Annotated in this window: 10 protein-coding genes, 1 tRNA gene and 1 pseudogene; 3 read left to right on the forward strand and 9 right to left on the reverse strand. The window is 56.5% G+C overall.

Annotation, left to right across the window (positions count from 1 at the left end; all coding sequences use genetic code 11):
• Positions 1–82: 82 nt before the first annotated feature.
• Together ACCQ16_RS13005 and ACCQ16_RS13010 are read left to right on the forward strand one after the other, a co-directional pair.
• Positions 83–610, forward strand: coding sequence for a GspH/FimT family pseudopilin (locus tag ACCQ16_RS13005; protein WP_014090505.1), 528 nt, complete (start codon positions 83–85; stop codon positions 608–610).
• A 58-nt stretch (positions 611–668) separates the two neighbouring features.
• A tRNA-Asn gene (locus ACCQ16_RS13010) sits at positions 669–745 on the forward strand.
• 177 nt (positions 746–922) lie between these two features.
• Here ACCQ16_RS13010 and ACCQ16_RS13015 read toward each other — a convergent pair.
• From ACCQ16_RS13015 to ACCQ16_RS13050, 8 genes and pseudogenes are all read right to left on the reverse strand, one after another.
• Positions 923–1000 carry a hypothetical protein gene (locus tag ACCQ16_RS13015; RefSeq protein ID WP_372167509.1) on the reverse strand — a complete coding sequence of 26 codons (78 nt, stop codon included), beginning with the start codon at positions 998–1000 and terminating at the stop codon, positions 923–925.
• Positions 1001–1189: 189 nt separating this feature from the next.
• Positions 1190–2276: pseudogene (locus tag ACCQ16_RS13020) on the reverse strand (IS3 family transposase).
• 563 nt (positions 2277–2839) lie between these two features.
• Complete coding sequence (locus ACCQ16_RS13025) at positions 2840–3271, reverse strand: type IV pilin protein (protein ID WP_014090506.1); 432 nt, start codon at positions 3269–3271, stop codon at positions 2840–2842.
• Positions 3272–3273: 2 nt separating this feature from the next.
• On the reverse strand, positions 3274–6618 hold the full coding sequence (locus ACCQ16_RS13030; RefSeq protein ID WP_218505883.1) for a pilus assembly protein: 3345 nt from the start codon (positions 6616–6618) through the stop codon (positions 3274–3276).
• 12 nt (positions 6619–6630) lie between these two features.
• The gene (locus ACCQ16_RS13035; protein WP_014090508.1) at positions 6631–7185 is read right to left on the reverse strand and encodes a pilus assembly PilX family protein; all 555 of its coding nucleotides are present in this window, start codon (positions 7183–7185) and stop codon (positions 6631–6633) included.
• The gene (locus tag ACCQ16_RS13040) at positions 7182–8207 is read right to left on the reverse strand and encodes a PilW family protein (protein WP_014090509.1); all 1026 of its coding nucleotides are present in this window, start codon (positions 8205–8207) and stop codon (positions 7182–7184) included. The genes ACCQ16_RS13035 and ACCQ16_RS13040 overlap by 4 nt, the downstream gene beginning before the upstream one ends.
• Positions 8204–8671 carry a type IV pilus modification protein PilV gene (pilV, locus tag ACCQ16_RS13045; RefSeq protein ID WP_052836278.1) on the reverse strand — a complete coding sequence of 156 codons (468 nt, stop codon included), beginning with the start codon at positions 8669–8671 and terminating at the stop codon, positions 8204–8206. The genes ACCQ16_RS13040 and pilV overlap by 4 nt, the downstream gene beginning before the upstream one ends.
• 11 nt (positions 8672–8682) lie before the next feature.
• A complete protein-coding gene (locus ACCQ16_RS13050) occupies positions 8683–9255 on the reverse strand; it encodes a GspH/FimT family pseudopilin (RefSeq protein WP_014090511.1) in 573 nt (190 codons plus the stop codon).
• 168 nt (positions 9256–9423) lie between these two features.
• Here ACCQ16_RS13050 and ACCQ16_RS13055 point away from each other — a divergent pair, with 168 nt between their 5' ends.
• A complete protein-coding gene (locus tag ACCQ16_RS13055; RefSeq protein WP_029819736.1) occupies positions 9424–10452 on the forward strand; it encodes a sensor histidine kinase in 1029 nt (342 codons plus the stop codon).
• Between the two features lies 1 nt (position 10453).
• Here the strand turns inward: ACCQ16_RS13055 and ppnN are convergent, their stop codons facing one another.
• Positions 10454–11839 carry a nucleotide 5'-monophosphate nucleosidase PpnN gene (ppnN, locus tag ACCQ16_RS13060; RefSeq protein ID WP_209242045.1) on the reverse strand — a complete coding sequence of 462 codons (1386 nt, stop codon included), beginning with the start codon at positions 11837–11839 and terminating at the stop codon, positions 10454–10456.
• Positions 11840–11933: the final 94 nt, after the last annotated feature.

Here is an 11933-nt window from a genome sequence, read left to right on the forward strand (position 1 = left end):
CTCGCGGGCTTTAGGCCGATCGCGGAAATGCCAGCGGCACCCGACTCTAGGAGTCACCGAGAGTTCGAGGCTTGGCAAGGATATGCACCAACCCCATAGAGGATTCAGCCTTATTGAGTGTTCTGTTGCGGTCGCAGCATTTGCGGTGGTGCTATCCATCGCACTACCGTCCTTGACGGCGCTGTACCGAACGCATCAGGTTCGGGCAGCGATGCTTGAGCTTGGTGCACATTTGGCTCTGGCAAGGTCGACCTCAATCACCCGTGGGGATCCGGTAGGAATGTGTCCGCGCAAGTCATCGGATGCTTGTGCAGCTGGTCATGACTGGACGCAAGGCTGGCTATTGTTTGCAGATCCGGACGGAAATCGCCGCCCCGATGGCGCGCGTGACATCATCGCGTCGGGAACAGGCAAGGTTGACGCGAAGATAAGCGTCCGCACCACTTCCGGACGTACGCATCTGCGTTTTAGCCCACTAGGGACAATGTCAGGAACTAATGTGACCTTCAACGTCTGCCAAGACGGAGACCTCGAGGGTCAGGTCATCGTCAGCATGACTGGCCGGCTTCGCTCCTTGCGGCCGCGCCTACCTCAACCTTGTCCATCTTAACTTGCCGCGCGACGGGGGCTTGCACATGCAGCCAACCCTCCCTATAATTTGCCTCCCCGCCCGAATAGCTCAGCCGGTTAGAGCACTTGACTGTTAATCAGGGGGTCGTTGGTTCGAGTCCAACTTCGGGCGCCAAATTAAAACCCACGCTTATGCGTGGGTTTTTTCTTGCCATGAACTTGCATCGCGCTGGAGATAGAGGACGCAATCTCGGCGGCGATTGAAGCATGCTCGTTTCTTTGGTCGCTCAGAACCAGAGGTAGTTGGTGATTGTGCCATTGCAAAGCGGATGGGCGACAAGCCGTCGAGCGATTAATGTGGTCGTTGGCGGCTATAGCAGTGGCACAAATCCTCGGCCATGTGCCGAACTTCGTCGAGCGTAGTGAACACGAAGCGGTCCAGTACTTCAGTACGAAAGGTGCAGCTAAATCGTTCGATGTAGGCGCTGGGTGGGATACCGGCTGGATTTGGATCAGGGTGACGCTGTGCTGCTGCTCCTACCGCCTGAGTGCAGTGCTGATGGATTTTTTCGGCCCGCTGCCCGGGCGCAGCCGCCTTTGGGTGTCGACTTTCCGCGATTCAATGCCAGGCTAAACTAGAGGTCTGCGGTTCGTGGTACTGGCGGAATTCGACAGGCGTCAGCTCGCCAAGGCTGTCATGCGGTGTCTCAATGTTTTAGTCGGCCAACCACTGCTCTGCGTGTTCACGCTTCTCCCAAATTGCGGGAGACGTGCATATCCAACACGCCACGTCGGAAGCTGCCATTGAGCGTTCGATGAAGCCGTTTTGTATCGGCCGTTCTGGCGCGATGAAGTCCAATGCAATGTTCTTGCGCTCTGCCCACTTCGCTAATGCCAACGCGATGAATTCCGGGCCATTGTCTAGGCAAAGTTTCGCGGGATAGCCACGCCACGCCGCAATTGCTTCCAAGGTGCGGACAACGCGTGTCGCAGGTAAGTTCAGATCAATGTCGATGGCCAATGCCTCACGGCTGAAATCTTCACATTGAATGTACGGAATCGCCGCCCATCCCAAAGCGCGCCGGACATGAAGTCGATTGACCAGCTGGTGTTGATCTGCTCGCCAGCCAACAACGGCATTGGGCGTCGTCTTGGTAGACGCCTCTCCCTCGGCGACGCTGATTGAGCTTCATTAGCCAGACGCGCTTGTGATTCCTGATCAAACCGCGGCGGCGAATGACTTGAAACAGCTTGCCGAACCCGCGCTCGGGAAACGCTCAGAGAGCTCAGCCAACAATGCGATCACTTCTTCATCGCGATCTGGTCGACGGAGGTAGCGTGCCGCTGACCGTGACATTCCAACCGCCACACGGGCCCAGCATTCGCTCCAGCCGTGGCAATCCTGCAACCAAGCCAGAAGCGGGCGCTTGTGCGCTTGGTCTATAGCTTTTTTGCGAGCAGATCCTTCAACGCATGATTCTCCATCGCAAGCTCGGCGTACATCCGCTTGAGCTTGGCGTGCTCGGCTTCAACGTCACGGAGCCGCTACACGTCCGAGGCTTCCATGACGCCGCACTTGGACTCCCAGGCGTAGTATGTCGCATCGGAACGCCCAGCTCACGGCAGACATTCTTGACCTGATGGCCGGACTCAAACTACCTCAGTGTCGTAACGATCTGGCTCTCGGTGAATTTGCTCTTGCGCATTAGGTGTCTCCTTGAGGCTAATTTGCCCGGAGACCTCTAATTTAGCCTGACATTGAATTGCGGGAAATCGACAGCGGGATCTCCCACGGCGCGCGGATGAGCTTAGGTAGCCGGCGCTTGCCGCGAGATCGAGTTTCAGCGCGGTGTAGCCTCACCAGGCACGGGCTTGCCCCAACTCTACGGACGCAATGCCCACTCCATCAGCGGGCCAAAACCGTGTCCGGATTTTCTCCAGGCGCGCCTAGATTGCAGCTATGAGCGGGCCATCGTCGCGCTGGCGCGGGCAGTAATGCCGTGTAGATCGGGACTGCTGCAAAACCCGATCATCTCGACGGTCATTGAGGCCGTTAGCGGCTTGCATGGTCAGACTTGATTGCAGTCGACGAGTCTGGCTCATTCTTTCCGACAGAAGGTCCTTGAGCGTGTGATGATCAAGGCCAGCTCGGCATACATGCGCCTCATCCAGGCCAGCTCGGCTTGCACGTCCTTCACATGCCGCCACTTGCGGCACCTCCATGCCTGCGTATCTCGCCTGCACTCTCGTGAGACAAAGACGCGCTCAATTACCAACAATCGCTGACAGACGTTGCAGTACCACTTTCTCGGCGCTCGCCCGATTGCAGAATCGAGAGAGCGGCACACTTTGTATCGGCTCTTGCCTGCTGGTTAATTGGCGTAGCAGTGATGGTGTAGCTTCTTCCATCTGCTGAAGGTGCAAGCGCCACCGTATAACTGTTTGCGACCCCTGAATCACACTGCGGCAGCGCTGGCGGGGTGCCAGCGTTGTTGTACGACATGTAAGTCGTGTAGTAACGCTCCATATACTGTGCGCCGCTCTGTAGACAACTTGTCGCCGCTGAGCGTTTAGCACGCACCACTGCGGCTTGGTAGTTGTACATTGCGATACCAGCTAGGACCGCAATAACAGCGACTACGATCATCAGCTCAATCAAGGTAAAGCCTGCAGACATACGTCGTTGGCCAACTGCTCTCATATTCACATCTCCTTCAATAGTTCGCGCCAAGAGACACGAGATGTACGACGCGCCTCACGAATGCGCTGGCACTCTACCGTCGCATTGGACAGGTTCGTACAGATGAGTCCGCCGCCGCCGCCGCCGCCGCCAGTCAAGATGTTGCCGGTTGTGCCCATTCCTCCGAGACCGACCGACCCAGTTGCTGCCGGTGTCCCAGGCGAACCGGTACTACCACCCACTGGCACTGTCTCGTCTGCGAATGACCCATCACCATTGATGTCGAAGAACGACTCGGACAAGCTCGCCCCCGTAAACGCGTTCAATGCATTCTGAAAGCCGGTGCCACCCGGCAGACACGGATCGCTGCTGGGGATGATGCTCGAAAAATTCAGTACGTCGTTGACCACTTGGGGATCGCTGACGACACGCTCGCCGATTGGAGTGCCGGGAGGCGTCGGCGGATTTACCAAATCGATATACCAGCCATTACGACCAGCCGGAAGTGTTGAAGGCAGCTCGAAGGCACGTACCGTGCGTCCAGTATCGCTATCGGTGGCAATAGCCGCGATAGTTCTCTGTTGCAGTGTAGTTTTCGTAATCGTAGCTGTGCCGTCTTTTAATCCATAAAAGGTCTGGACACTTCGATCTGCTGTATCACCAGTTTCCATAAAGCGCCCGGTGCCAAAAAAGACCCATAACTGGAACGTTGAAGGGTCACGAGCCACCACAGGTGACGAGGTAATGGGTTGCACCTGCCCGGTCGGACTGGTTGCGGTAAACATCCGGAGACGATTGCTCGCATTGCTCCAGGCGGTACGACTAGCAGAACTAATATCGAACTTCCACATGTTTCCTAACATGTCGCCTGCGTATACGAAGTCAGCAGTCCCGTTACCATCCACGTCCCGGATGGTGGGCGCCGACATCCCGTTCGGGCTAGCGGCGGACCCTACCCCAGTGTCCATTTCTGCTAGAAGAGCTCCATCACTGAGTCGGTAAATCAGCAAAGCCGCGCGGTTGTTTGAGCTATTTACACCATTCGGGACAATTAGACCCATGTCGCCATTGTTGAGCTTGGCAATGATGGGCTGCCCAAGAATCAAGCCCATGTTATTAAGCGGCGTCTCAGTCCTTTCCCATTTGACGCGGGTAGCACCAAAGTTATCCGGGTTCGTAACGTCAAGCGAATACAGCCCCTTTCCTCCCCGTCCAAGTGTTCCCACGAGAATGCTCGCGTCCGGAGTCTGGTCACGCCGCGAGAGAATAACCGGACCGTCCACGAAATATCGATGCTCGTAATCAGGCCTGCTCAATGTGCTCAAATCATTGAAATTAAGAGCCGCCGGAACGTAGGCAAAATCCTCAGCACCATTGCTTGCATCGAAGGCATGTAGCATGCCGTCATTGGCACCTACGAAAACAGTATTTGTTTGAGAATCAAAAACAGGTGAGGAACCGACAATATCTCCAAGCACTGTTGTGCGATTACGCAACGTTCCGCCATTAGAAAGCTCCCTCGTGCGAGAGCCTGCAATATACGCAGCATTGTCGGCACCACTCACAGCAGGAGCGGCACTTCGGGCTAGAGGCACTAATTGTGTTGCCGTTGGAAACGTAGCACCAGCCACACCGTTGAAAGTGAAAATCTTTCGACCGGTCGTCGGGATCCCGGCAGAAGCGCTCCAACTTGGAGTCGCCGCGGTACCTGAAGCGGTAACTGGAAATGCGCGTAACTGCCCCGACCAAATGCCGGACACAAAGCTTGCCTGAAAAGCAAGCGTTGCACTGTCCACCCGGGTGGAGTTCGCGGATAGATTGGAGAATGCGCCAGCACGTTCGATAATAGATGCCAGCGATGCCTTCAACGCTTGAGTGAACTCATCGGGATTACTTGCCACAATGAAATCCCCCCTACCATTAACGGAGGCATGCCACAGATCGTCCACGTTAACGATCGTGTTATTTTTCGGAGTTGGCCAGTTCAGAGTTCCCGCAGTTAGAGCCGGCAGATCGGTCTCCGGGTTTAACGTGCCCGACGCACCAATCGAGATTGCATACGTCACCATGTGCTGCCAGAAGCCAGGATCACGACTGGAAGTGGGCACATTATTCGCAAGATCAGTACGAAGATCATTTTTCCAAAACCGCATTGCCACGTCAGCTAGCGTATCCGAATCTGAACTAGCATATGGACGTTCTGGCCTATAAGTATATGTATCACGCGTGGGACTAGTGATTGTTTGCCCAGCTACGTTATCCTGCTCGTTGGCAATATCCGTGTAATTATCCTTACCGTTCCAGTACCCGTCTGTCGTTAAAATAGTAAAATTTTGCCGACAAGAAAACTGCGCGCTCCCAGCCTGCGGACCGTACGGTCCGTTGGCAGCCGCACTGCTGTAGTACAGTCCGGCGTCAGTCAACGCACCATGAAGAGGCGTTGCGCCTGAGCCAGAGGCACCATACAGACGGTCATACCAGAGCGTCTTATTGTTGTTCGCACCCGAGCCGCCGTTAGGATCATCGAATAAGCCATCGTTGCGACCAATTGGAATCGGGTTATCTTGCGTGATAATATTTCCGGTTTTGTTTCTACGCCAAATTGTCCGAAAGCCAACTCGCGCAGAGGTATTGAGGTCAGAAAAAGCCTGACCCGCACTAGCTTTCGCCACCTTCATTCTGGTGCGATAGTAGGAATACCATATTGCAAAATTGGCCCGCTCTGAGCTCTCATCACTGCGGAGAGGATTCGGCAAGGCAAACGTACAGTTCTTCCATTGCCAGCCAGAGCCACTGGAATCACAATTTCGCCCTGTAAGTCCCTGTTGACCCGATACGTTCTGCAAATACTCGCTTCTTACGATACGTCCATCCGTGTGAATCTGATAGCGCCAATAGTTGTTAACATTGGCAAGCTGCGTTGCAGAAGCAGCCAGATTTTTGGGCACATAGAAAGTACGAACGGCAGACTGCAGATTTGCCGATCCGGTCAAGAATGAGTTATCAGTGTACACATTCGAATAACTAGTACCGCCAGTCATCTGACTACCGTCTGGATTCAACCAGGGCTTGTAGTCAAACGCAGGATTATAATAAATGGTATTTCTACTATAGGCCTGCTCTGCAATATTGATGGGCGCGGTCCCCGGCAATACATCCGGCATGGAGTCCTCACTCATCGAGCCAGAATCATCGAGAATGAATAAGATATTGGGTGAAACACGACCACTGGATTGCAGCGGCTCATCCGGCAAGTCAACTGCCGCTGCGGGAGCTGCTAACAATGTTGCGGCCAACGCCATGCAGGCACAGCGCATCTGCTCAGCCAAGACGGATCGCTTGAAGGGGAGCGATGTGGACAAATTCATGGCAACAACTCCCTAAGGAACGATAAAATTGGATTGAACAATCACGCTGGCTCGACCCGCCGCTTCACTTCGTGCGGTGACGCGGTACACAGGGCGCAAACAGATATCGCTGCCTGTGTAGCGAGGATCGAGATTGCATTCCAGCCACGTCTCCGATGTACCCATGTATTCGATAAAAAATTGCGGAGCCGACGCGATTGAGCCGACACTCGTAGTTGCTGCGCGCCAGCCACCAAAACTTGTGTTTTTCCATCGCTCAACTGCTGTCGCATCCGGCCTTGGGCAGACGCCATTGACACACGCCCCACCCGCTGCAGCCGCGGCAATCGCAGCGTGTTCGGCATTGGTGCGACTTGCAGCAAGTGCCTCACCTTCACGAAGCGCTGCTTCAGCCGCCTGAAAGCTGAGATTGCGATCCACCAAATTTGCGCTCATGCGCTCTTCAAGAACAGTGCTCCGCAAGACTGCTAATCCAAGCAGCGTCATGATGAGCAGCAGGATGAGCACTACAACCAGCGAGACGCCCTGTTGTCGCATTGGACGCGAAATTGAAGCAGATCCGCTCATGGAGCCCTATTCCTGAGAGTGATGACCTGGCTTACTGTGCGTGACAGCGCTGCATTGTCCACACCGTCACGATCGGTTCCTGCCAGCGTCAAAGTGATCCTGACTGCGGTCACCTGGCTCCAACGGCCAGCAGTGCTCGCCGCGTCTCCATAACTCGCGGTTCCGTCAACTAGATAGGTCACCGCCATGTTCTGTACACCTTCTGCAACTTCCTGCGCCTGGACACTGGCGACCCCACCTGTATTGATCAGGGTGGACTGGTAAAGCCCTCTGGTACGTCCATTGGTACCGATATACCAAGCTGACGCATTGAGACGGGTAATCGTGGCGTTAGGACCGAAGGTAAAAAGAGAGCCACCCAGCCCGAGGCGATTGGTAGCATTCCCGGGCGCACCGCTCGCTCCATGAGCAATTGAGACTGTACCTGCCGCACCTGTCATCTGGAAAATAGCTCCCAGACGCATCACCCCGCCCGTTTCGGCATTGGGTCCACACACCATCAACAAGTCACCAGGAATCAAGCCGTGAGATGCAGTATTAACGGTAAATGTTGCAGCGGCCGGGGCATGCGCCGTTACGACCGCTGTGGCATCCCCGGATGACAGCAGCGATAACGCGTCTGTACCGGCAATCCGTTGGCCTGCGGTTGTTGTGCCGAAATTGATTCCCGGAATCGCTGTGGCCCCATCGTATCCTTGAAGGGTTCCGTTTGTAGTACCGACGTTCCAGTTGGTCCACCAACGCGATGTCGGCGCATTCAGCACGTTCACCATCGCCATGTTATTGCTACTGTTGCACGGATTACCGCCAGCCTCTCGAATATCGCGCGCCATTAACTCAAAGGCGATACGCGCATTTTCTTGAACACGACTAAGACTGTCGGTGGCAGCTGCAGTGCGACGACTCGTTAGGAACAGGCCGATAGCAGCCAATGTCACCAACAATCCTAGTACCAGAGAAATCAGCAGCTCAATCAGCGTAAAACCGGGCACCGATTTGCGCGAAGAGTAGACCTTACTCATAGTCGGGTGACCACGCTGAATTCGCGCTGTGCTGAGTTATCGCTCGCCCCGAGCGCAGTTGCACGACTGTCGTCCCAGCGCACTGAAACAGTGCAACGCACCCCATTGGCCTCGCACTGGATGGAACCGCAAGCCGTTGCTCCCATACTCGACTTCAAGGCAGTGATCCAGTCTCGTCTATCATTGGCAGCAAGATTGCCTCCTGCAGGAACGTTACATGTCATCGCGGTGTTGTATGCCCCCGCGCGCGCAGCGGTAAGATTCGCGCGCATCGCGTCCAGAATCGCGTACGACTGGACGACCATCTGACTACGCTCAAGGGAACTGCTGTTGTTCTGAAGTGCACGGGCCTGCATTGCTGCAATTCCAAGCATGCCAATTCCCAGAATCACAACTGAGATCAAAACCTCGATCAGGCTGACACCGGCCTGACGTCGGCGACTTTCTATCGCTGGCGTTCTCATCTGCCTTTTCCTCACATCAAAGCTGGTGCATCGGCGGGTGCCTGGCACTGCGGGTCTGTTCCGCGTGTTATTGCTACACGGCTGCCACCTGCTATTGCCACCATGCGTTGGTTCTCTGGCGGCCGCGTGGTCGCCATGCAGATGGATACGGCCCCCACCAAGAGCCTTGCACCAGTGGAGTCACGCGCAAGTCCGTCAGGGCGGAAGACGATCCGGGAGCTAGCGGAAGAGATCGCGGAGCTTACGCTCACCTGCAATTGCGGCCTGACTTCACTGACACGCAATACTTCGGTGCCACGTAACACGATCCAACGCGCCCAGTTGCCGCCGTTCGCGCACGTTGTGCCGTCATTGGATGGACACAGGGTCACACTGGCGTTACTACGTACTGCCTCGGAGCGGGCCAGCTGGAGTGATGCGGAAAGCTCGTTTGCCGCAGCCGATAGCCGATTGCTATTGACAAGCGCCGTGAAATTTGGAAAGGCGATTGCCATGACGATCGCCAGTACGAAGATCGTCACCATCATTTCGATTAGCGAGAAGCCAAGCTGCACCCCGGATGCCAGGCGCCGAATACAGGTCATACGGCAGCCTCCCCAGGCAGCCAAATACATGAATGCACCCTACCCAAGGTTTGCCCCAGCTACCAATGCTTGGCGACGGACGGCCACTGTGGATGCGTGAAAGGCAGTTCCCCCAATCGCTCAAGACACGGGCATGATGTGTAGCAAACCTCCGAGCACATCCTCCCGATGCCAACTGCTACCGGCGAACCCTTCCTGGAAGCCCTGTGGGACTCTCGTACTCTGGCGTGCGTCGTGCTCGTGGCAGAAGCAATCGCGGCAGCCCTGAGCTTATCGCCTGGCACACAGGTCGGCTGGATCAGCTTCGGAATCACGTCATTTATGACGCAATGGACGGCACTTCTGACTTTGGCCGGCCTCTACATTTTTCGCCATCACCTCAGGCATGCACGTCCATTCACGATCGCCAAGTTCACTCTTGCGTTTCTGCTAATTGCCGCAGCGTTAGTGCTATTTGTTGCGATGGCGGTGGTTGGTGGCGCGTGGTCGATGGGTACGCGCAACTGGCTGGAGCTGCTGCTGCGGACCGAAGGCATCGCACTTAACGTCGGATTGTTGGGAATGTGGGCCTTCCACACACATTGGCGCGCCCGCCAATATGCAATACGTGCGAAGCAGTTCGAGCTGGAAGCGTTGAGAGCGAGAATCCAACCACACTTTCTGTTCAACACACTCAATACGGGAGCAGCGCTCGTACGCCTAAATCCAGCCCGTGCCGAACGTTTGTTAATGGATCTGGCAGAATTATTTCGAGCGACATTGGCGGGGCCAGAGCACATACTCCTCTCCAAGGAATTAAATATCGCAAAGCACTATCTGGATATCGAGCAACTCCGCTTCGGAGAGCGCCTGAGCATCGTATGGAAGGTTCCTGATGCGATTCCCCCCGTGACAATTCCTTCTCTATCTATCCAGCCCCTTGTTGAGAATGCAATTCGCCACGGCGTGGAACTTCGTCCGGGGGTATCGCAGATAGTTGTAGAAGTCCGCCAAACATCGGACACGATTGTCGTAGAAGTCAGCAACCCCTTGCCGCCCGACAAGATGACAGCCCGTACCGGGCACCAAGTAGGACTGGCCGCCGTCCGTGCCCGGCTGCACGATCTTGACAGCAGAATGGGACTTCACACTACGACGCAGGGCAACCAGTTTCTAGCTGCCCTGCATGCCCCGCTTGCAGAGATACCATCTCGCTAAGCTACGTCACCACCCGATAACAAGGCCGATAGTCCCCCGAGATCTTCATCCGGCGCTGCTCAACGAAGCCGCGCAGCAGCTCATCCAGGGCCTGCATGATCTCGGGATCGCCGTGGATTTCGAAGGGGCCGAATTCCTCGATGCGGCGCATGCCGTCTTCCTTGACGTTGCCGGCGACGATGCCGGAGAAGGCGCGACGCAGGTCGGCGGCCAGGGCCGGCGCCGGGCGGCCGTGGTGCAGGTCCAGCGCGGCCATCGCTTCGTGGCTGGGCTCGAAGGGCTGCTGGTACTCGAGCGGGATGTGCACGGACCAGTTGAAGTAATACGAGTCCTTCTGGTCCTTGCGGTGCGCGCGCACTCCGTGGACCCCTTCGGCCATGCGGCGCGCGACGGCGACCGGGTCGCCGACGATGATCTCGTAGCGCGAGGCGGCAGCGTCGCCTAGGGTGAGGCGAATGAAACGGTCGATCTGCTCGAAGTACGGCGCGGCGATGGTCGGGCCGGTGAGGATCAGCGGGAACGGCACGTCCGCGTTTTCTTCGCGTAGCAGGATGCCGAGCAGGTAGAGAATTTCCTCCGCGGTGCCGACACCGCCCGGAAACACCAGGATGCCATGTCCGATGCGGACGAAGGCCTCAAGGCGCTTCTCGATGTCCGGCATGATCACCAGATGGTTGACGATCGGGTTAGGCGACTCGGCGGCGATGATGCCTGGCTCGGTGACGCCGATGTAGCGGGTATTGTGCTTGCGCTGCTTGGCATGCGCGATGGTGGCGCCCTTCATCGGCCCCTTCATGGCGCCCGGGCCGCAGCCGGTGCAGATATCCAGCCCGCGCAAGCCAAGCTCGTAGCCGACCTGCTTGGTATAAAGGTATTCATCGCGCGAGATGGAATGGCCGCCCCAGCACACGACCAGGTTCGGATCCAAGGGCTGCAGGATGCGCGCATTACGCAGCTGGCCGAACACGGCATTGGTGATGCCTTCGCTGGTGTCGAGATCCGCGCGTTGCGCTTCGAGCTCGATGGCCATGTAAGCGAGATCGCGGACGACGGCAAACAACAGTTCGGCCACGCCGCGGATGATCTCGCCATCGACGAAAGCCATTGCCGGTGCGTTGATCAGATCGATGCGGATGCCGCGATCCTGCTGATTCACCTGGATGTCGAAATCCGGGTAGAGATCGCGCGCAGCGCGCGGGTCGTCCGATGCGCTTCCGCTGGTCAGCACGGCCAGCGCACAGCGGCGCAACAGCTCATGCATGCCACCGCTGGATGCATCGCGCAACCGGGCCACTTCTGCCTTGGACAACACATCCAGACCACCACGCGGGTAGATCCGCGCATCCACCACCGGCAGCGCCCGTGCTGCCGTACTGCTGAGTTCCATAGCATGCTCCTGTCGTATGCACGGAACTTTAGCGTACTCACCCGCACAAAAGAAAACGGCCGGGTGACCCCGGCCGTTTTTGCAAACATCGACA

The organism is Xanthomonas sp. NCPPB 1062, assembly GCF_041481705.2.
GTDB classification, from domain to species: domain Bacteria; phylum Pseudomonadota; class Gammaproteobacteria; order Xanthomonadales; family Xanthomonadaceae; genus Xanthomonas; species Xanthomonas euvesicatoria.